The following is a 22,817-nucleotide window of genomic DNA, read 5'->3' as shown; positions in this document are numbered from 1 at the left end:
AATGCTGATTATTAACATAAAGGAATTATTCGGCATCAGAGAAAGTGTTCATTTTCTGAGAGGAAAGGAAATGGCAGAACTACCTTCAGTCAGGAATGCCTATATCCGGATTACAGAAGACCGGATTGCCGCTTTCGGAAGCATGAGCGATCTTTCACCAAGAGAAATAAATGAAACAGATTGTATTAATGCAGCAGGTCAATTCATCCTGCCGGCATGGTGCGACTCACATACACATCTGGTATTTGCAGGAAGCAGAGAAAACGAATTTGTTGATAAAATTAAAGGACTGAGCTATGAGGAAATTGCCCGGAAAGGCGGTGGAATCCTCAATTCTGCCGGATTGCTGAACGAAACTTCTGAAGAAGAATTATTCCGTCAATCCTGGCAAAGACTACAGGAGGTCAGAAGTTCGGGAACCGGATCAATTGAAATAAAAAGCGGTTACGGCCTTAATACAGAAGCTGAGCTGAAAATGCTTCGGGTTATTCGAAGATTAAAAGAACATTCTGACCTGAATATAAAAGCAACGTTCCTGGGGGCTCATGCTTATCCAGCCGATTTCAGAAACAATCATCAGGGTTATATCGATCAGATCTGTCAGGAAATGCTTCCACGGGTCGCTGAAGAAAAACTGGCTGATTATATAGATGTCTTTTGTGAAGAAGGCTTTTTCGGAATACCTGAAACACAGCAAATCTTAGATGTTGCCAGTCAGCTTGGAATAAAGGCCAAATTGCATGCCAATCAACTTAAAAATTCGGGCGGAGTACAATTAGGCATCAAGAATTCTGCTGTTTCAGTAGATCATCTGGAATGTATCGGAGAGGCCGAAATTGAAGCGTTGAAAAACGCTGATACCATCCCTACCTTACTTCCGTCTGCTGCATTTTTTCTGAGAATGCCCTATCAGCCTGCCCGGAAAATGATTGACAGCGGTTTGGGCGTGGCATTGGCATCGGATTTTAATCCCGGTTCTTCCCCCAGCGGAAATGTTCCGCTTTTGATTTCTCTGGCCTGTATTCAACTGAAAATGACCCCCGAAGAAGCCATTAATGCCATTACAATCAACGGCGCTTTCGCTATGGGGCTTGGACAGGAAACCGGAAGTATTACTCCGGGAAAAAGAGCTGACCTGATCTTCACAAAAGCGATTCCTTCTCTGGCTTATCTGCCCTATAGTTTCGGCAGTAACCTGATTGATAAAGTCATGTTAAAAGGAAAATTCTAACCAAGGCGTTATGGAATATTTCAGGCAATATCGTCCGGAAGAATTAAGGACCCTGGTCAATATAAGAGCTCATGAAACAAAACTCGGAGAAGTGGCCGGTTTAGGAGATTTTTCCGGAAAATTTGTCATAATAGGCATTCCCGAAGATATTGGTGTAAAGGCCAATTCAGGAATCGGGGGAACAGATACGCTTTGGCCTTTCTTCTTAAAAGCATTCCTGAATATCCAAAGTACAGATCTTCTTTCCGGAGAGGAATTATCAGTTGCAGGCTATTTTGACTTTTCTGCCCTCAGGAAAAATATCAGCCAAAATCTTTCCGATTACAGAAAAGCGGTGGAAGAAATTGACAAAGCGGTAGAGAAAGTTATACTTGAGATTGCCGGAAAGGGCAAAATTCCCGTTATTATCGGAGGTGGTCATAATAATTGTTATCCGATTATAAAAGGTGTTGCAAAAGCCTTGTTTCCGGTACAGATTTCAGAATATGCTGCTATCAATTGTATTAACCTCGACGCACATTCAGATTTCAGAGTCAGGGAAGGACGCCATAGCGGTAATGGGTTCCGTTATGCTTATGAAGAAGGATTTTTAAAAAAATATGCCATCATCGGGTTACATGAAAACTACAATTCTCAGCAAATCCGGGAAGAACTTCTTACAAATCCTGATATAGATTTCACCTACTGGGAAGACATCTTCCTGAGAGAATCCATTTCTTTTAAAGAAGCTGTCGATAAGGCCATTGCCTTTACTTCCGATAATTTTACCGGAATAGAACTGGATTTGGATTGCGTAGAAAATGTTCTTTCCAGCGCTATTACTCCGGTAGGTTTGTCAGCACTTCAGGCCCGGCAATTTGTGTATCAGGTTTCACAAAAAACCCCTGCGACTTATCTTCATATCTGTGAAGGAGCCATTTCTCTTGAAAATGGTTTACAAAATCTTTCTACCGGAAAATTAGTAAGTTATTTAGTCAGTGATTTTATCAAAGGTCTGAAACATTCACCTGTTTGAATAGAATTACTTTGGGAGAGATCTCAAACGGATTCTTTACGAACACTATTATGATTTATATTTGGACAATCTGAACATCTTTTGCTGAAAACTTTCAGGAGTCAGACCTGTCTGTTTTTTAAAGAATCTGCTAAAATAGGCCTGTTCACTAAAACCAAGATCAAAAGCAATCTCTTTAAAATTCTTTTCTCCGAAACTGATTTCTTTCTTTGCTTCCAGAATCAATTGGTTATGCAGAAATTTAGTAATGGTAAGGTTAAATTTCTCTTTCAGAATTTCATTTAACCGTTTGGAGGTAAGTCCTATCTTTTCTGCGTAAAAGGCGGTACTTTTTTCTTCCTTAAAATTTGCAATGACTAACTCATACAACTTCTTAAGCCGCTTGTCTTCAAAGCTTCCGACAACCGGTGAAGACTGACTTTCGCGGTAAGCATGTATCAGAAATGCTTTGAGATAGGCTGAAAGAAGACATTCGTCCTTTTGCCCGCTTTCTTCGGCCTGAATTAGACCCAGAACCTGTTTCAGCGACTGTTCGGTTCCCCCTGAAATAAGCACCCCATCATTTACAAAAGGGTTAAACAAAAACTTCAGATGATCTGTTTCAATGCCGTCGAGCAGCTCTCTTGAAATTGCCATAGCTACACCATTGAGTCTGCAGCCGGGAGCTGAATAAACCTGATTAGGTGCCAGAAAATAGATTTCTCCCTTTTTTACAGGATAAGGCTGAAAATCAATAAAATGGGTCCCGCTATCCGACCAGAACCAGAGAATCAGAAAAAAATCTCTGCGATGATTCCCGGAAATCTTTTCCGGATCAACTTCGGATAAAGTAATTACCCGGAAAAAATCTCCGTCAAGCTGAACGACGGGTATAGATGAGTCCTTTTTCAATATCTGATTATTAAAATCTATGATTTCCGGCAGAAAATTCCTTTCAGGAAATCTTTTCGAGGCATTCGTTCAATAAATCTTCATTCATCGGGGTAAGCATTCCTTTGATCCCCAAAAGAAGAGCCTGCATATATTTACCGGTAAGATCAGTCCTGGCATAGAAATAATTATTTTCAGCGATAAAATCATCTACCAGAAAGAAAAAGACCTTACATAATATCTCTTCATCGATTTCATGTCTGATCAGGCGGTCGTTTTTTGCCTGATTAAGCAAGGGAATCAAATGATTGTTTTTCAATTTCTCCCGGCAATTCATGAACTTTTCATTTGCATTATAATTCTTTCTGAGGTCAAAGAAATAGGAGCTTTTAATTTTGGCCAGTTCCCGCAAAATGCCTTGATAAATGCCCGCAAGCACAATCATCGGATTATTTTCCTTCATTTTAATAGTCCTGATGATCTGCTCAAAATGTATCCAGCCCATTTCTATACACTCAATTACCAGATCTTCCTTGTTATCAATAAATGAGTACAGTGTTTTTTTTGAAATTCCCAGTTTATGAGAAATATCATTCATTGTAACACTTTTCACTCCGTACTTTCCAAACAACAACATCGACTCTCTTAAAATTTCATTTCTGGTCATTTTCAAAATCTTAAATCCGGTAAATTTTTTCGGGCATTTTCATATTCAGATCCGGGATATTTCCTTTATGCCGGTTCTCCGGCAAAGTTCAGATTTTGACCTGAAAAAACTGAATACTTTTTGCCCATTCTATTGGACAATCTGAACATTTCTCAAGTAGCTATTGAAATAATACTGTAGAAAAAACAAAAGATTTATACTTTTCTGATCAGGCTTGCCGTAAATTTGTAAGGCTGATCTCCGGAAAAATGATCATTTCAAATACGCTAATCTTCGAAAACCTTTAACCAATGCATACGTTTTTAACTGACAAGGTCGTGCTTTTATCGGGTGCAAGTGCCGGAATCGGACGCAGTCTTTTATTCAGATTAATTGAAGCCGGAGCACTCGTTGCTTTTTGTGGAAGATCTGAACAAAAAATGAACGATTTATACCTTGAAATCGGAGCGGAAGAGATGAAAAAACATTTTTCAGGTATTTTCTGTCTTTCCAAAGAAACAGAGATTGTAAATTTTATCCGGGGAATCCATGAAAAATTTGGCCGGATCGACTATCTGATTAATTGTGCCGGATTAAACTCAGCAAGAGGAAATGTCGAGGAAATCAATACGGAAGATCTTGACTGGATGTATAAAATTAACCTGAGAGCTCCTATGATTATGATGAAGGAAACCTCTAAAATCATGAAGCCTTTCAAGCAGGGAACCATTATTAATGTACTTTCTACGGTCTGTTTATTTTCGAATGAAGGAATCGGAGCTTACACTGCCTCCAAATCCGGACTTGATGCACTCACGAAAGTATTCCGGAAAGAAGTCAGAAAAGACAATATTAAAGTTATCTCTGTATATCCGGGTGGTGTCAATACCGGGTTCCGTGATACTGTCAGGGAAGATTATCTTTCTCCGGAAAGTGTAGCAGAGACCATTCTGAAGACGATGAACCTTCCAGCGGAAGTAATGCTGGATGAAATTGTCTTAAGACCCGCCATAGAAAGGAACTTTTAATAATTGTTTTCTCATTTTTTTTCAAACGCGATTCTGGTTTTTCCTTTTGAATCATGTAAAATAACCCTGAGTGTTTTCTCAGGAATAATAATCGTTCTCGAAGACTGTGAAAGGTATGTTGATCCGTACGAAAGCTCCAGTCTTTGAGTTTTTCCCTCAGAAGAGGTGATTTCCGCAAAGGTGTCTAATGTTCCTGTTTTGATGATGCCCTCAGATTGGGTGCTACGTTGAACAAATGTCTTCAGACTGTTATTATTTTGCCCTGCCAATATCAGACTTTTACCATCATTTAACACCAGTTCTGCCAGCCCTTTTCCATCTCCATCTACAAAGAAACCACTTGCTGAGGGTCTTAAAGGCATAAATCCCCCCTTTCCGTCTCCTTTCAGAAAAACACCATTAAAAGCATCGAATTGTCCGGTAGTCGATTCGGTGGCATATGAATTTCCAACCATCAGTAAGTCGGGGTTCCCGTCCTTATCATAGTCTCCGGAAGTCATGCCATAAACCGGAGCTTCCTGTGCCGGAATAGGTAATTCATGAACTTTAAAATGGCCTCTCCCCAGATTTTCCAGATAAACCGATGAGAAAGTGCTGGCTTTTGCCTGATAGGCTTTGTTTAACACCTCTTTTGAAAAAATATCTGAAATAGCAGATTTGGCATACTCAGCATAAGTAGGGAATTTTTTACGCAGGAAATTCATCTGACTGGTCATTTCATCACGGGAATATACCGGAAACAAAGATTCTCCCACATATTGACAGATAATCGGATCTGTACTCCCATTCTGGTCAAAATCATCTGCAAAAATCGTTACAGGTTTCTCAGCGGAAGTTTTCCATTCCTGATTCAGTCCCAGATTCCCGGCTACATAATCGGTATCACCATCTTTATCAAAATCTCCGGCAACAAGGCTGTTCCACCAACCGTGCATAGCTGATAAACCCGTCTGATTGGTAACATCCTTAAATTTCCCCGCCTGATTTTTCAGAAAAGTAACAGGCATCCATTCCCCTGCCAGAATCAGATCAATCCAGCCATCCTTGTCAAAGTCAGTCCATAAAGCCGAACTAACCATGCCTATATTGTTTAACACAGGACAAACCTGGTTTGTAATATTGATAAAATGTCCTCCTTCATTCCGCAGGATAAAACTGCTGACAGGCATTGGATAGGCCCCCGGAGACAAAAACCCTCCGACGAACAGATCCAGATCACCATCTCTGTCAAAATCAGAAGCATTTATTGTAGAACCGCTTGAGGAAATAGCAGGTAAAGCATTTACATCCAGGCTAAAATTCCCTTTCCCGTCGTTTTTATAAAGGCGATCCCGATAATATACAGAGTTCTGTTCAAACTCATTGCTCCCGCTCACTACGTACAAATCCAGATCACCATCCATATCTGCATCAAACAGTAAACTTCCCATATCTTCTTCAAATTTCTCACCTGTCACCAATGGGAAATTTTTAAAACGGTTCTTATTCTGCTGTATAAAAACTGATCCGGAATGGTTGAATGCTCCTCCGACGAAAAAATCTTCTTTTCCGTCTCCATTGACATCTCCGACGGCAATGCCCGGACCGTTTTGTGATAATAAATGTGGCAACAGGGGTTGTATCTTAAAATCTATATACAGGTCATCAGTATGCCAGTAATGAATATTTAACTGATTTGATGCTTCCTGAAAAATCGGTGATGGTTTCTTAAGAATATGTTTTTTCTGATTAATTGCGTCAGCCTGTTTCAGAATAAGTTTCTGATCTGCCTTTACCTGTTTTAAGAGCTGACTTTTCCCATCGGGCCAGACTACTTTTACAGAATCTACTTTTTTAGTTTCATGGCCTAAACCGAAATGCAGAATATTCTCTACAGAAGATTGATATCCACGATAAGGAGAATGTTCGATAAACTGCTTTTTCCCTGAATTATATAATGTCACTTTAGCGCCGAAACCAAACGGATTCTTTTTAGTTCCTTCCAGTTGTACCCTCAAAAAATGATTTCCGGATAAAAGATTACTTCGATTCCGGTAAACAAAAGCGTTTTCATCTATATTGTTGATAACCAGATCTAAATCCCCATCGTTATCCAGATCTGCATATGCTGCGCCATTGGAAAAAGCATTTTTTGTAAAACCCCAGTTTTTCGACTGATCTGTAAAGCTCAGATTTCCCTGATTATTCCGGTAAAGATAATTTGAAACACTGGCTCCCTGAATGGTATTCAGAGCCTTCATAAGGTATTGATTATCTGTGGTTCCCTTTCTGTACTGATCCATACGATAGGCTACAAAATCACGATTTGTTATATCCTTCGGAAAACCATTTGTTATCATTAAATCCCTGAATCCATCATTATCATAATCAGCCAGCAGAGCACTCCAGCTCCAGTCTGTCCGATGAATCCCTGCCATTCTTCCTATTTCATTAAAGATTGGTTTTCCGGTTTCGGGATCAGGTCCATCGTTATGCTGTAAGGTGTTTCTCATATACTGTGGAAAGTACCCGTTCCGGATTTCAGAAAGATGACGATCATAATTCATTAATCCAGTCATATTCTTCCTTCTCTGGTCATCATTCGGGAGCATATCCACCGTAATAAAATCTACCAGACCATCATTGTCAATATCTGCGGCATCATTTCCCATGGCTGAATAACTCTGATGCCTGAAATAGCCGGAAATCTCATCTGTAAATCTTCCGTCTTTCTGATTGATATAGAGGTGATCGTTTGATAAATAATCATTAGAAACATAGACATCCGGCCAGCCATCTTCATTAATATCTACAATAGAAATTCCAAGTCCATACCCTTCCATCTGAATTCCGGCAAATACGGAAACATCTGTATATCTGATTTGGCCCCCGGTCTGAGCTCCGTCGTTGCGGTATAACTTATCTGTACTTCTGGCAGAACCATCCTTAATTTTCTCATGGATAACATTAGGCCCGACCTTTTCCATGACATTGTTGACCAGATACACATCCAGGTCTCCATCCTTGTCGTAGTCAAAGAATGCTGCCTGAGTTGTATGCCCGGTATCAGCCAGTCCATATGCAGCAGCCTGTTCTTTAAAAGTAGCATTGCCCTGATTTACATAAAGCTGATTGGCTCTTTTGGAAATATCCCCGGGTCCGGCTCTGCAAACATAAATATCCAGTAAACCATCCTGATTAATATCTGCCATCGCTATTCCGGTAGTCCAGCCATCGAAAGTATTAATTCCCGCTTTTTCAGTAATATCTTCAAATTGCAAATCTCCTTTTCCCGGTGTTGACCGATTGAGATACAATCGGCTGTTACACATATTTCCACCCAGAAAAACGTCTGCCAGGCCATCATTATTAATATCTCCCAAACCTACCCCTGAACCGTTATAGAAATATTCAAAAGTAATAATGTTCAGTTTTTCATCTTCTTTCAGCACATTTTTAAAATGTATGCCTGTCTGATCCGGAGACATCAGCTCGAATAGACTTTCTCCAGCATTTTTTTCTTCCTGCTTTAGCTGACAGGAAAGAAAAAGCTGTCCGATGACAAGTAAACAAAACAGTCTGAATCGCATTAATTATTGGTATGTCTTAAGGTTTTCTTTGGGAGGGTACAGGAGAAAAACGACGTATTTCGAATACTTCCTGATTTTTACCGGAAAACATAGGTTTCTGAATCTTCTTCAATACCAGTTTCTCAGGTGTGAGTGCAAGAATTTTGTATCCGGTCATAAACTGACCTTTTGAGTCAAAATAAGCCAGAGAATCTTCCCTGATAAATTTATAATGAATCCTGCGGATTTCACCATCCTTTTTCATGAAAACGCTGCCGGTACTGTCATACTCATATACAATATTCTCGTCTGAATCTACAATGGCAATAGCCTGTACAAATCCATTGGTAAAATGATACACAGAATCAGCCTTCCAGGCGCCCAGAATCTGATTTTTATTGAAAGCTGGTTTCGACTTACAATGAAAAAAGAGCAGTGGTAAAAAAAGGAAGAGTTTTTTCATTGAGAACAATCTCTGATTCATATTAAACAAATAAAGAGCAGCAAACCTGAGTTGGTCTGCTACCCTTTTATTTCAATCTTTAATTATAATTCGGATTTTGTTTTAAAATCCCGTTACTTAAATCAATTTCTCTTTGTGGTAAAGGGAAATAGTAATGTTTTGGTTTAATAAAGTTTCTTCCCGGCTTGAATGGACCTCTGTCTTTTTTATAATGCGCCACAATGTCAATCAATCCGGCTTTGTCCCAGCGCATAAGATCCTGGTGACGCTCATTTTCACCGGATAATTCCACCCTGCGTTCGTGCATAATATCTGTCATTGTAGCATTGGTCTTAGTATTTAATCCTGCTCTTGTACGAACAGCATTCAGTTCAGCATCTCCGTTTTTGCCGGATCTGATTTTTGCTTCAGACACTAATAAGTAAACATCTGCCGATCTAAGCAAAGGTGCATTTAGTCCCTGATCCATATCGCCGGTACTCGTGAAATCAGTATATTTTCTGAAAGCATGTCCCGTTACACGAGTCAGATCAGCTGTAAATTCTGTGATTCCATTCGCTTTTCTGTCAACCTTATCTCCTTCGCTCAGTACAGAATACGCTCTGCGGGGATCTTTAGGTTCAAACTCCTGCACAAGGTCTTCGATCGGTTCATGAAAACCCCAGCCACCCCATGCGCCCGGAGTATGGTAATAAGCCGGGGAATTATCTGTTGTCCATCCGGATTTATATTGCAAGGCAAACAGGGCTTCTGAATTATTCTCAAAAGCTCCCTGAAAATTCTGGCCATAGTCGGTTACAAGTTTATATGCAGTATTTCCGGTAACCTTTGCTCCGGCTGCAATCGCTTTGTCCCATTGTTGCTGATAAACATATAATTTTGCCAGAAAGCCATACGCTGACCCCTGTGTTGCTCTTCCGGCATTGTCTCCGTCATAAGAAACCGCCAGTCTGTTATCGACAGCTTTCAGAAAATCTGCTTCTGCCTGTGCCTGTACCTCTGCAAGGCTGGATTTGGCTTTATTAAAATTCCCGGATTGAGCATCTGCTTCTAAAAGAATCGGGACTTCTCCATAAATAACTGATAAACGCCAGTAAACAAACCCGCGAAGAAAATATGCTTCTCCCATACAGCGACGGCGAAGGGCTTCATCCATGTTTACTTTCGGAGCATTAATCAATACGGCGTTGGCACGGGAAATTACTTCATATTTAGTGGACCAGGTTGCACCGATATGAGAATTTGTCGCATCAAAAGTAAAAAGCTCCAAAGAGGTCTCATCCGGGTGATCTCCGGCACGGTTCATATCATCTGAGCAGTTATCAAAAGTATATTCTGTATGTGCATAGCCATCCTCATCCAGCAAGGGAGAATAAATGGCATTTGTGGCAGAAACCACATCATCTCCGTTTCTCCAGAATTTATCTGAGGCTGTTTGTCCGTATGGTGTTGATTCGAGTAAGTCACTTCGGCAACCTGTAAAAATCAGGAGGAAGATTAATATTGCTATGATGTTATTTTTTTTCATTTTTCCGAATTTTTTAGCAGGATTAGTTGATTTAGAAAGAGATAGTTGCTCCGACGGTAAATGTTCTTGCCTGTGGATATTGGGCATAATCAACATTTTGTTGCGGATACTGCCCTGCCGACCGGTTTCCTTCAGCATAACCTAATTCCGGATTCAATCCTGAGTAATTTGTAATTGTGAAGATATTCTGTCCTGTTACATATAGTCTTGCCGTAGCAATTTTCAGGCGCTCAGTCAGACTTTTCGGTAAGGTATAGCCCAATGTAACATTTTTCAATCTCAGGAAATCTCCGCTTTCTACAAAAAGATCCGAAGTTCTGAAGTTCTTATTCGGATTGGTAGCACTTACCCTCGGAATTGTGTTGCTCGAACCACTTCCCTGCCATCTTCCTGCATTTTCAGCGTACATATTAAAGGAATAACTGGCATCCAATCCCTGCATTCGGTCTGCATTGTAAATATCTACTCCTCCTACGCCAAGGAAAAATAAATTCAGATCAAAGCCTTTATAGGCGAAATTCGTATTAAAACCATAGGTTACCTTCGGCTGAGGGTTTCCGATAATTGTCCGGTCTTTGTTATCAATTACTCCATCACCATTCAGATCTACAAAACGTACATCTCCAGGATGAATCAGACCTTGTGCTTTCCTCGGATCTTTTGCTATCCCTGCATCTGCGTTGATCTGATCCTGACTCTGGTAAAGACCGTTTGTTTTCCAGCCATAAAATGTTCCGTAGGCACTTCCTTCGTATGACCTTGTAATTTCCTGATCGGTACGTCCGTAAGTCTGTCCTCCCAGAAAACTGCCCGGCGTCAGAAGTTTAGTGATTTTGTTTGAAATAAACGTGGCGTTTCCACTCAGTGTGAAAGAAAACTCTCCTACTTTTTTCTGATATGTCAGCTCTATCTCAAGACCCTGGTTTCTCAATTCTCCCACATTCTGGTCAGGAATAGACGCTCTTCCCAGTGTTCCAACCGCAGGCGGAGCCAAAAGCATATTTCTGGTATCTTTTATGAAATAATTTACGGTAGCCAGAATCCGGTTTTGCATAAAACCCATGTCCAGGCCGAAGTTGGTCATTTCAGCTGTCTCCCAGCCGATATTCGGATTCGGTAATCTTCCCTGCGCAGACCCCGTTGTATTCTGATCTCCGAAAGAATAGCGATACGTTGAATTAATTAAGGCTAAGTATTGCAGTGAGTTAACATTCTGGTTACCCAGTTGTCCCCAGCCACCTGTCAGTTTCAGGTTGCTGACAACCGGGCTGAGGTTTTTGAAGAACGGTTCGTCGGAAATACGCCATCCGAGTGAAAAAGCAGGAAAATTTCCCCATTTTTTACCGGGAGCAAATTTTGAAGAGCCATCTGCCCGGAAAGTCGCTGTTAAAAGATAACGGTCTTTGAAAGCGTAATTTACACGCATGAAATAAGATTGAAGGGCATCGTAGCTTTTTCCGCCATTATCATCTCCCAAAGAAACGATCGTACTTGCATAACGAAGATAACGCAGCTCAGGATCCTCACTGGCAAAATCCCTGCCCTGACTGGCCGAATAAATGTCATTAAAGGTCTGAGAGGTATATCCACCCACAAGTCCTATCGCATGTTTACCAAAAACTTTGTCGTAAGAAAGGAAATATTCCTGCAAAAAGGCCCAGTATTTATCATTTTTTACTGTCAGCTGATTCCATTGAGAAGAGCGAAACTGATCCGTTATTTTGACTTCAAAGTTCTGAGAATTGGTAAAAGTCGCATCAATTGCAATATTCGCTCTCAATTTCAGCCCCTTCACAACTTCCAGCTCTCCTGAAACACTTCCCAAAATACGGTTACGGGCATTGTCTTTATCCTGATTATCAATAGTATAAACAGGGTTGTTAATATCTCCGAAAGCGCCTTTATCTTTAGTGGTACTATAAGTTCCGTCAGGATTAAAAACCGGAAGTCCAGGATGAAAACGAATAGCAGACCAAAGCAGACCGTCCTGTGCAGAAAGGGTATTCGGCGCATTGTCATGTGTATTGGTAAACTGAAGATTCTGGCCGATTTTGAGGCGGTCACTGATTTTATGATCTGAGTTAAGACGGAAGGTATATCTTTCGTAATACGATTTCCCTATGATTCCCTGTTCATTATAATGTCCGGCGGAAATAACAAAAGAGGAATATTTCCCGCCCCCGCGCAATGACAAATCAAGGTTTTTGGTAGTTCCCTGGCTAAAAATCTGATCCTGCCAGTTCGTTTTTTGCTGCTGATACTGAGGGTCAAGCCAGATCGGAGGAACATCCAGTCCATCGTTTTTATATGCTTCCTGTTTTAATTTTGAATACATTCCTGCATCCAGTACAGGTAACGTTTTTATTCTGTTGGATACGCCGTAATAACTGTTAACGGTTAATTTAAGCTTATCGTCGAATTTACCTCGTTTAGTAGTAATCAAAATCACACCATTCGCAGCTCTTGTTCCATAAATAGCTGAGGCTGAAGCATCTTTCAGTACGTCCATCGACTCAATGTCATTAGGGTTGACGTCATTCATACTTCCCGCCGGAACCCCGTCAATTACGATTAACGGGTCTGCATTGTTAACCGTTCCAAGACCTCTGATGCGGATTGAGCCTGCATTGCCCGGAGCTCCGCCATTTCTCACTACGTTCACCCCCGACATTCTTCCCTGCAAAGCCTGCTGTGCCCCTCCGGAAGGAAGATTCTGAATATCAGAGCCTTTCACAACGGATACTGCTCCGGTTACATCCTTCTTTTCCTGTGTTCCATAACCTACAACTACTACCTCCCCTAATTCTTTGTTATTGGTTTCAAGCGTTACTTCAAAAACAGTTTTATTATTAATCGCAACTTCTTTCGTTATGAAACCAATGTGTGAGAAAACCAGCACACCTTTATTATCAGGAGCATTAATAGAAAACTCACCATTCACATCCGTAACTGTTCCGACGCTTGTGCCTTTCAGTTTTACACTTACTCCCGGAACGCTTTCTCCTTTGTCATCAAGAACTTTCCCTTTTACCGGAAAAGCGATAGCCTTCAATCTTGCTTCCAATTGGTTTAAAGGATTATTACCGGAAAATTCCGGAGACAATGCCGGATTTTCATCCTTAATCATTCCTTCAGCCGGTGATACTTTTGGTAATTTTATAACAAAAACATCCTTTTTTATCTGTTTGTAAGTCAGTTTGAGAGGTGATAATAAAGCATTTACTGCTGTTTTCAGGTCATTCCCCTGTTGCCACAGGTCTGAAGCAACATACAGATTATCCAAAGCTTGTCCTTCATATCCAAAAGTGATATTATATTTCTTTTCCAGTTCCCTTAATGCTTCTTTTACGAGTAAAGGATTTTTACCCTTTTTACGCACCTGGCCGAACTTGTTTGTAGCCAGCAGCTGCGCCGAAATCGGGTCAGAAATCAGCAGACAACACAAAATCAATAGCCAGGCTGAGCTCAGTTTCCGGTAATTAAGTAAAGTTATTTTCATTGGATTTTGTTAGATTGGGTTTCGTTAATTTGTCAAAAGTCAAACAGGTGAGTTCTATCAGAAAGTACTGGTTTTTTTTATCTGACCGCAGGATTCTGGGCAATCAGAATGCGGTTTTTCTGTTTTTCAATTTTCAGATCAAGCATTTCAGAAATAGAGACCAATAATAAACTCAGGTCTCTTTTAGGAAGTTTGATGGTGATTTTCCTGCTTTTCAGGGAATCATCTGCAAATTTTACTTTATAACCAAAATCACTTTCGATCATAGAGGCTACCTCAAGCAAAGGTGTGTTATCAAAAACAAACAAATTATCTTTCCATGTGCTATAAACTTCCGGAACCACATTTCTTCTGGTTACTTCTCTTCCGGCATCATTCGAGACCTCAACTAATTCTCCTGGTTTCATAATCAATGAGTTATCATCATTATCCAGATAAAGCTTCACCTTCCCGGAGTTAAGAACTACCCTGGTTTTATTGATTTTTTCAGAAACCGTAAATTCGGTTCCCAATACCTCTACTTTCAGTTTATCAGGTGTTTTTACGATGAACTTCTGATGGTTTTGCTGGTGTGTAACTGAGAAATACCCTTCTCCTGTTAACGTAACTTCTCTGGCTTGCTGTGGTTTCCAGGCCCCGGACCATTCAATTGAAGAATTTGAATTTAAAACAACCGTCGACCCATCAGGAAGACGAACTGATTTGGTTTCACCTTCGTGTGTGACAATTACAGTATTTTCTGTACGCTGAAACAGCATAACATAAAGTCCGATACAGCAAAGGAGTCCGACGAAAGAAGCTGCATATTTAAAGAAGTTTGGTTTTGATATCAATTTGATAATCAGACCTTCTGGCTTTTCTTCTTCAGCAATCTGATCCTGAATCTTCGACCATACTTCTGCCATAGCATCATTGGCCGATACCTCAGGATTAATTACCCAGCCTTCAATCAGGGTTTTAGCCGCAGAAACGGTTTCGAACTTTTCCGGATTACTGATTATCCAGGCCTCCCAAAAAGCGATGGCTTTTTCATCCGGATTTTTAAGCCATTTAATAAAATAAGGATCAGCTGCAAAATCAGCTGTGCTGTATTTGGTATAGTCAATATTCATAAAAAAATCTGCGTATTCCGGAGGAGTAGATTGTCTTTTGACAATCCGGTTTTCCGAATCAAAGGAGCAATGGCAGCTGGTGGGGATTTTTACCGGTTTTTTTTCAAAATATTTTCAACAAAGAAACAAATAAATCATCAACAAACTGAAAATCAATTTATTATCACATTAAAATTTCTGAAAATATTTTTCAAAACGTCTGAAGAAGAAAAGTAAAATGCCTGAGTTCTTTCCCATAAAGAGAAAGCTCAGGCATTCGAAACAATTTAAGCCTTTTGAGCAGCAATCATCATATGAGGACTAAATGACAACAGGGATTTTTCTTTTTCCGTGAGTTGCAATAAGTCCATCATACCCTGCTTTCTTTCAGGATTATGTCGGTTTTCATAATAATTCCTGTCAAGCCAGATCATCCCTTCCACGGCAAATGTGTCAATATATTTTAAACCTGTCTCTTCGACTTCATTAAGCAATTCAGCAGGTTTGTGATAGAATCCCTGTACCAGTAAACCCGGCCAGTTCGGAGGGGGGTTATGTACGCCGGTGCTAAGTTCTGTTTTACACATTTCCAGAAAACCAGGCTCATGAATAATCCCATTGAGCAAACCAGCAACGGTTGTAGCAGCACTATTAATGGCAAAACCAAGCATAATGCCTCCTTTTTTCAAAACCCTGTGTGCTTCTGCGATCGCTTTGATTCTATCCTCTCTTGCCTGTAAATGATATAAAGGCCCATGTAATATTACCAGATCGGCAAAATCATCTTTGAACTCCAGTTTCCGGGCCTCTCCCAGATAGCAGCTGAAAGTACTTTTACGTTTGGCTGCTCTTTTCTGGGCTTGTTTGATATGCTTTTCAACCGGATCCACCAAATGAACTTTATGTCCCAATCCGGCAAGCCATTCAGAATAGATCCCCGGGCCACCGCCTACGTCAACAATTACAGCCTGAGGATTCGGTATAAATCTTCCGATAAGGTCTTTGTTTCTCTCAAACTCAAGCGGTCCAAGGCCTAACTGCAATCGCTCTTCTTCAGAAGTCTGTGTATAAAAAACATCTATTTCATTATGAACTAACTGAGATTTTTTCATGGAAATCTTTATAAATTGAATTTTAGAAGGGATTTGTAACTATATAGATATACGTTCTCAGCCAAAGATTACAGATATCTATGGCAGAGAAATTTACATTTGATATTTATAAAGACAGTTTAATCTGATAAAGGTACAAAATGTCATGATTTTTAATATTCTTGCTATTTAAGATTTGAGTATATTCTTCATAAAAAAGAGTGTACCGCCAGATAATCTGACAATACACTCCTGAAATTAAAGCGAAGTGAGGGATTAATGTCCTGCTCCTTTAATTACATCTTTATCAAAATCAATTCCCTGTTTTCTTAATACACTCTGTACTCTGATAGCGAAGAATGCCAGATAAAGGAACCCGATTACCGGAACAATGTACGAGAGCTGGATACCGATAGAATCCGCCAGACGTCCCTGGATTACCGGAACAATTGCACCACCCATAATCATCATAATCAGGAAAGCCGAGCCCTGGTTAGTGTATTTTCCTAATCCTGCTGTAGAAAGAGAGAAAATAGCAGACCATAATGCCGAACAGAAAAGACCACCGCTGATAAAAGCAAACAAGGCAACTCTTCCGGTAGTAAACAAACCAATTGTAATAGCAATAGCGCCTAATGATGCAAAAATAATCAGGGTTCTTACAGGTTTATCATTGCTTAAGAAGAAGGCAATAATTAAAGAAATTACACAAACCCCATAAATATATAAACCGCTGATATCACTTCCTCTGATGGCATTCACGATCAAAACAACCGCAAAAGCAACAAACGGCACTACTACTGTAAGGATATTTTTGGTTTTTGGTGAAACATCAAAATTCGGAATAGAAGCAGTCCATCTTCCCATCATCATACTTCCCCAGAAAAGAGAAACATAAGGAGAAATCTGTGAAGCATCCAGTTTCTCGGAAACTTTAAGGTATTCCCCGAGGTTACTTCCGATTGTCACTTCCACACCAACGTACATAAAAATAGCAATCATTCCCAAAACCAATTGCGGATATTTCAAAACCCCCGTTCCGATTTCAACTTCTTCATCATTGGTAATATGCGGTAATTTTGACGCTTTGAAAAACCAGGCGAAAAGCAGGAAAATTGCCCCTAAAATCAAATAAGGCATTTTTACAGACTCGATACTCGCATTTTTAGCAGCATCTTCTGAAATCGCACCAAAAATAGCTGCACTAATCAGAACCGGTCCGATAGTGGTACCAAGGTTATTCACCGCTCCACCCATGTTAATCCGCTGTGATCCGGTTGAAGGATCTCCCAAAGCAATCATAAATGGCTGGGTAGCTGTCTGTTGTAAAGAGAAACCTAGTCCTACGATAAACAAGGCCGACAAAAGTAATTCAAAGGATTGAATCTGAGCTGCGGGAATGAATAATAATGTCCCGACCGCTGAAATAATCAACCCGTAAACAATTCCGTTTTTGTAGCCAATCTTGTTAAGGATATCCTTTTTCAGGAAACCTGAAACCAGGAAATACAAAATAGAACCAACGGTGTATGCAATGTAAAATGCAAAATCCACTAATTGGGACTGCCATTGCAACAAATGAAATTTATCTTTGAAAAGTGGAATGAGAATTCCATTAGAGGCTGCCACAAATCCCCAAAAAAACCATACGGTCATCAAGGTGTATAAATGTGACTTAGAATTACTTTTGGACATGAAGATATTTTTTATAGATAATTTGGTTAATAATACCGCTCCGGTGGATAAAGGAGCTTTTTCCTGCAATTTAGATTAAATTAAAAGATGGTTAAAATAATTTCATAAAAATGCCTGAAAAAATACTATTTCTGTCTTCTGATTCTTTCTAAAGTGAAATTTTCAGCTCTTGTTCACTGTGAAACAGTATAAAACCAGTCCACAGGTTCTGCAATTAAATTATCTTACACTACGTACAATTTTATCCCAATATTAGTGCAAACTAGTCTAAACCGTAAAATGAACCATTATTCAGGTCTATTTTTTATAATACAAATTAGATTATTTCAAAAAAAAATTGGAATTTGCGAACAAATAAATTGCCATTTTTCTAAGCATCTTTAACTGTTTTGATTTTCCTATGAATAAAATTTACCGTGAGATTACCCCGCTGACTGCGAATGATTGCTTTATGGTTTTTGCCAGGAAGAAGAATAAATTTGATTTCCCTTTACATTTTCATGATGAGTTTGAGCTTAATTTTATAGAAAATGCCCAAGGTGCCAAAAGGGTTGTAGGAGATAATATTGATATTATTGATAACCTGGAATTGGTGATGGTCGGTTCGAATGTTCCTCATGGCTGGTTTACACATGAGGCAAACAGCGAAGAAATTCATGAAATTACCATTCAGTTTCACCGGGATTTATTTGATGAAAAGCTCCTGAAACGAAATCAGCTTAGTTTTATACGGTCAATGCTGGAAAGATCGGCCCGCGGAATTTCTTTCTCTCCGGAAACGATCCAAATGATTAAGCCCCGCCTGATTGCACTTTCCCAGAAAAACGGCTTTGATTCTGTGCTGGAGCTGATGTCTATTTTACACGATCTTTCTGTTTCCAGAAATATCAAAACCCTCATGACTTCCACCTTTGCCAATGATACCTTATCATACAGCAGCCGGAGAATTGAGAAGGCTTTCGAATTTATGCGAAACAATTATCATCAGGATGTTTCTCTGGAAGATATTGCGAAAATCGTCAATATGACTGATGTGAGCTTCAGTAGATTTATTAAGAAAAGAACCGGAAAGACATTTATCGAAAGTCTGAACGACATTCGTCTCGGACATGCTTCGAGGTTATTAATTGATACCACGCTGACTATTGCAGAAATTTCGTTCAAATGCGGATACAATAACCTGTCTTATTTCAACAGAATTTTCAAAAAGAAACATGGCTGCACTCCCAAAGAATTCAGGGAAGATTATTCAGGAACAAGAACCTTTGTATAACAATTGATTATAAAAAAAGCAGTCCGGAAAGAACCCATATCTTTCCGGACTGTTTTTTTAATACCTTACCATCCAGATCCAGTTGGCATTTTCCTCTTTTGTTTTCTCTTTTACAAATTTGTACAGCATTTCCTGGTATCCCTTTTCGGTCAGTTTCTTACCTTTCAGTTTTTTGGGCAAATCCATTTCATTTCCCAGTTTTTTTAACTCTATTTTGGTCGCTTCAATAATCACAGCCCCATCATTAATGTCAAGCTCGAGAATCATTCCCGGTAATCCGTAAAGCCGTTCAGGTCCTGCATTAAGGGGGATATCCTGGGCAAACCAGGCAATTATTTTTTGTTTTTTAACAGTATCCTCAACCATTGCCTTCATACAGATATGACCCGCCACATCCTTTAAGTCATTCAGTATTTTCCATTTGGGCGTTTGCAGAGAATCTTCAATCAGGTATCCTTTTCCCAAAAAGTCTACAAGATCAGTCATCGTATTTTTCTCAAAATTCCGGTTGATATTGAACTCCTGTTTTCCCCAGTCATACCCTTCCGATTCATCGCTTTTCTCTTCTGAATGCGTGTATCTGCTCCCGTTTTCATTAAAATACAACAGCATATATTCTTTCCAGTCATCCCTTCCGCCAAACATATAGGACATTTTGTCCTTTTCCTGTTTGGTAACATAAGACAACTGGCTGATTAATTTAGTCCAATAAGTAGTCCTTGTATATTTCACCACACCTTCATTGGTTTGTGAAATTGCTGAGAAAGAACTCATTACCATTAATAATACAACTATTTTCTTCATCATTTATTCAGTTAAAATTCTTAATATCTTTTATCGGGAAATGATTACCAACCTCCGTTTTTCTTCAGTTTATCAGCATGGCCTTTCATATTGTAGGTAAAGCTCAGCATAAAATATCTTGCCAAAGTCAAGGCTCTCTGGGTAGTAACATAGTTTTGAGAAGCCATCTGAACAATATTCTGGCGTTTATTAAAGATATCAAATGCCGCCAGACGTACTTCTACCTTATTTTCTTTTCCAAAAAGTTTTCTGACAGAGCAATTGTAAATAGGAATATTCTGATCAAAACCAAAACGATCGTTGCGGTACGTTTTATAATCAAGATTGGTTTCGAGGAAAAGTTTCTTCGCAAAATTCCATTTTACAGAAGCATCTATACCATGGTTTCTTATCTGCTGATTCTGGCGTTCTTCAATGGAATAATTGATATTATTGAAACCCAGTCTTCCCGAAACATTCATGAGTAATTTCTCACTTGGATTTATATTAAAGCCTAATCCCAATTGATAGGATTTATTATCCGTCTCATTCTTTACTCCATTAATAAAAGTCGGGCTGTTGCCGATTGAAGCATTCCCATTCAGGTTAAGCGTAAATTTAGTTTTGACAATCGGGAAACCGATATAAGTTCCTACATTAAAATTCTTTCCGCCGGAAAGGTTCTCTGGTCTGGTTCTGGTAACAAAATTCTCATCAACGGTCTGGTTATAAACGATCTGACTTGAATAGGAATTATATTCTGTCCAAAGGTTAATGTAAGAAAAAGTTGCAGGATCAAACTTGTTAAAATAAAGGCTCAGGTTATTACTTTTTTCAGGTAATAAATCCGGGTTTCCGGTAATAATGTAAAAAGGATTGTTATTATTGACAACCGGCTGGAGATAACTGATATCAGGTGCCTGAACATTCAGGGTATAATTAAGGCTTAAATAGGTATTATTTTTCAGCGCAATGTCAGAAGAAATATTCGGTGTAACGGCATCATAGCTTTTTGTCAGACTTTGTGCAACAGGGTAGTCTTTTCCACCGTAAAGTTTCCCTTCCAGATCAAATCTGAGTGCTGCCAAACCTACTGTTACATTGACTCCCTTAAACGAATATCTTAAACTCGTACCGACCCTGTTATAGTTAATGGTGTTCTTATAAAAAGTACTTAAACTGTCGAAACGGCTGTTATTTCTGAGTGCGTTAAATGCCTCTCTCCCTACTTCACGGTGATCGGTACTGAAATTATAAAATGATTCCCAGTACATTTTCTTAGAAATCGGTTCAAGGAAAAACAGACTTGATTTTATCAGTGTTGCTTTATTCTCATTCTGGTTTAACTGCCCAAGCGCTTTGACCTGTTCATTTACGTTTGTGGCATTCAGAAAACGACTGAGTGAATTAAGATTTTCCGTTCCATCCGAAGAGTTGGTATTTAAGCCCGTACTTAAGGCAAAATTTCTGCCTTTTTTCTTGAATTTATGTCTGAAAATCAAAGAACCTGAAAATCCCAGCGAATTAAGCTTTGAAGAATTATCTATTTTAGAAGTAGTATTTAATGTATTTTCATCCGTAAAATACCTTTGGCTCTGATTGGTTCCCACATCTGAATGACTCACCCGAAGATTCGCCTTGGCTATCAAGGTATTACTTGAGTCAAGCATTTGCTCTACCCGCATTGCTACACTATGATTTCTCCGGAAATCAGTTTTTCCGGTCGTATCAGTATTTGAGAAAAAGCTATTCTGTAAAAAAGTCTTCTTCTCTTCAAACTGATCCAGCGACAACCGGGTCTGATTATAGAAATAGCTGCTGCTGAATTTGGTCTTTTGAAAGGTATAATTATAATTCAATCCGGTTCCAAAATTGTTGGTAAAACCTTTTCCATCAAAATTATTGAGCAGATCACCTCCGTCGAAATTGTACCTGGATCCGCCATTGGCAAAGCCAAAATCTCCGTTATCGTTATTATTGAATGAGTTATTTCCTTTAAATTCCCCGTAATCATTCCAGTTTACACCCGTTTCATTGATATTATTAGTGTAACCTAATATTGAAAACTGCTCTTTTTTGTTGAAACGGTTATAATTCCCTCTCAGCACACCTCTTGATTCCGTTCCGGCGGCAACCGTCACTTTTCCGAAAGCACCTTTTTTAAATTCTTCTTTTAGCTCCAGATTAATAGCCTTTTCTTTTTTTCCATCATCTACGCCTGTAAGTTTTGCCTGTTCAGATTTATCGTTAAATACCTGAATTTTAGAAATAGTCTCCGCACCAAGGTTTTTTGTTGCGGCTTTGGGATCATCTCCGAAAAACGTTTTCCCGTCAACAAGTACTTTTTTCACATCTTTTCCCTGTGCTTTGATATTTCCACTTGCATCCACCTCTATTCCGGGAAGTCTTCTGAGCAAATCTTCTACTGACGATCCTGGTGGGACTTTAAAAGAAGAAGCATTATATTCGATTGTATCACCTCTGATTGTCAGCGGGGCCCTGGCAGTTTTAACAACCACTTCAATGAGTTCTTTAGCAATGGGTTTGATTTTCAGATTGCCCAGATCGTTTATTTCAGAAGCGGAAGGAGACAAAACCTGTTGGTATGGCAGATATCCGACGTAGGAAACTTTCAGAATATAATTGGCATTTCTGACATTTTTAAACTCAAAAGTACCTGATTCATTGGCTCTTGCGAAATTTACCAGGGATGAATCTTTGGGCTGAAGCAACATGACCGTAGCAGCCGACAATGCCGTTCCGGCAGTATCCTTAATGCTGCCTTTGATAACAATTCTCGAAGGATTCTGAGCATTTACGAGATGAGTAAACAAGAGAATACTAATGAGGAGTAGGATTTTTTTCATTTTTAAATAGAGCGTTAAATAGTAAGGTGAGGCGGAAAATTTTAGATCCCCTCTCATTTTTAATTAACTATAAACCTAGTTTAATTTCTCAAATACTCATAGTTAAAAAATGTTAACCGGTCGATATTTGTGATGAATTAATATGTTTAAAGCCTTCCGGAGTGATTTTATTTTTAACTTTTTCAAATT

15 protein-coding genes are annotated in these 22,817 nt (G+C 39.3%); 4 read left to right on the top strand and 11 right to left on the bottom strand.

Annotated features, from left to right (window positions below; all coding sequences use genetic code 11):
* The first annotated feature begins 1 nt into the window (after position 1).
* Complete coding sequence (gene hutI, locus BM179_RS12775) at positions 2 to 1,231, top strand: imidazolonepropionase (protein WP_092017395.1); 1,230 nt, start codon at positions 2 to 4, stop codon at positions 1,229 to 1,231.
* Between the two features lie 10 nt (positions 1,232 to 1,241).
* Positions 1,242 to 2,246, top strand: a complete 1,005-nt coding sequence (locus BM179_RS12770) for a formimidoylglutamase (RefSeq protein WP_092017393.1) — start codon at positions 1,242 to 1,244, stop codon at positions 2,244 to 2,246.
* Between the two features lie 48 nt (positions 2,247 to 2,294).
* On the opposite strand, the gene BM179_RS12765 is transcribed toward BM179_RS12770, so the two are convergent.
* Both BM179_RS12765 and BM179_RS12760 read right to left on the bottom strand, forming a co-directional pair.
* Positions 2,295 to 3,137 (bottom strand): helix-turn-helix domain-containing protein, encoded by an 843-nt coding sequence (locus BM179_RS12765; protein ID WP_143095221.1) that lies wholly within the window; start codon positions 3,135 to 3,137, stop codon positions 2,295 to 2,297.
* A gap of 43 nt (positions 3,138 to 3,180) precedes the next feature.
* Positions 3,181 to 3,783: a TetR/AcrR family transcriptional regulator gene (locus tag BM179_RS12760; RefSeq protein WP_092017391.1), complete on the bottom strand. Its 603-nt coding sequence runs from the start codon at positions 3,781 to 3,783 to the stop codon at positions 3,181 to 3,183.
* A gap of 290 nt (positions 3,784 to 4,073) precedes the next feature.
* On the opposite strand from BM179_RS12760, the gene BM179_RS12755 reads away from it, so the two are divergent.
* Positions 4,074 to 4,790: an SDR family oxidoreductase gene (locus BM179_RS12755; RefSeq protein ID WP_092017389.1), complete on the top strand. Its 717-nt coding sequence runs from the start codon at positions 4,074 to 4,076 to the stop codon at positions 4,788 to 4,790.
* A gap of 11 nt (positions 4,791 to 4,801) precedes the next feature.
* On the opposite strand, the gene BM179_RS12750 is transcribed toward BM179_RS12755, so the two are convergent.
* The 7 genes from BM179_RS12750 to BM179_RS12715 form a co-directional block, all read right to left on the bottom strand.
* Positions 4,802 to 8,359 (bottom strand): VCBS repeat-containing protein, encoded by a 3,558-nt coding sequence (locus tag BM179_RS12750; protein WP_092017387.1) that lies wholly within the window; start codon positions 8,357 to 8,359, stop codon positions 4,802 to 4,804.
* A gap of 16 nt (positions 8,360 to 8,375) precedes the next feature.
* Entirely contained in the window at positions 8,376 to 8,801 is a 426-nt protein-coding gene (locus tag BM179_RS12745) for a hypothetical protein (protein ID WP_143095220.1), read from the bottom strand.
* Between the two features lie 79 nt (positions 8,802 to 8,880).
* Positions 8,881 to 10,329, bottom strand: coding sequence for a RagB/SusD family nutrient uptake outer membrane protein (locus BM179_RS12740; RefSeq protein ID WP_092017383.1), 1,449 nt, complete (start codon positions 10,327 to 10,329; stop codon positions 8,881 to 8,883).
* A 31-nt stretch (positions 10,330 to 10,360) separates the two neighbouring features.
* A complete protein-coding gene (locus BM179_RS12735) occupies positions 10,361 to 13,828 on the bottom strand; it encodes a SusC/RagA family TonB-linked outer membrane protein (RefSeq protein WP_092017382.1) in 3,468 nt (1,155 codons plus the stop codon).
* Between the two features lie 77 nt (positions 13,829 to 13,905).
* Complete coding sequence (locus tag BM179_RS12730; protein WP_092017380.1) at positions 13,906 to 14,940, bottom strand: FecR family protein; 1,035 nt, start codon at positions 14,938 to 14,940, stop codon at positions 13,906 to 13,908.
* A gap of 266 nt (positions 14,941 to 15,206) precedes the next feature.
* Complete coding sequence (locus tag BM179_RS12720; RefSeq protein ID WP_092017376.1) at positions 15,207 to 16,031, bottom strand: class I SAM-dependent methyltransferase; 825 nt, start codon at positions 16,029 to 16,031, stop codon at positions 15,207 to 15,209.
* 255 nt (positions 16,032 to 16,286) lie between these two features.
* Positions 16,287 to 17,666: an MFS transporter gene (locus tag BM179_RS12715; RefSeq protein ID WP_229632945.1), complete on the bottom strand. Its 1,380-nt coding sequence runs from the start codon at positions 17,664 to 17,666 to the stop codon at positions 16,287 to 16,289.
* 439 nt (positions 17,667 to 18,105) lie between these two features.
* Here BM179_RS12715 and BM179_RS12710 point away from each other — a divergent pair, with 439 nt between their 5' ends.
* The gene (locus tag BM179_RS12710) at positions 18,106 to 18,978 is read left to right on the top strand and encodes an AraC family transcriptional regulator (RefSeq protein WP_092017374.1); all 873 of its coding nucleotides are present in this window, start codon (positions 18,106 to 18,108) and stop codon (positions 18,976 to 18,978) included.
* Positions 18,979 to 19,035: 57 nt separating this feature from the next.
* On the opposite strand, the gene BM179_RS12705 is transcribed toward BM179_RS12710, so the two are convergent.
* Entirely contained in the window at positions 19,036 to 19,785 is a 750-nt protein-coding gene (locus BM179_RS12705; protein WP_092017372.1) for a GLPGLI family protein, read from the bottom strand.
* A 41-nt stretch (positions 19,786 to 19,826) separates the two neighbouring features.
* Positions 19,827 to 22,628, bottom strand: a complete 2,802-nt coding sequence (locus BM179_RS12700; RefSeq protein WP_177219388.1) for an outer membrane beta-barrel protein — start codon at positions 22,626 to 22,628, stop codon at positions 19,827 to 19,829.
* Positions 22,629 to 22,817 lie beyond the last annotated feature (189 nt).

It is taken from the genome of Pseudarcicella hirudinis (assembly GCF_900115665.1).
GTDB classification, from domain to species: Bacteria; Bacteroidota; Bacteroidia; order Cytophagales; family Spirosomataceae; genus Pseudarcicella; species Pseudarcicella hirudinis.
This window is presented reverse-complemented; position numbering and strand designations above follow the sequence as displayed.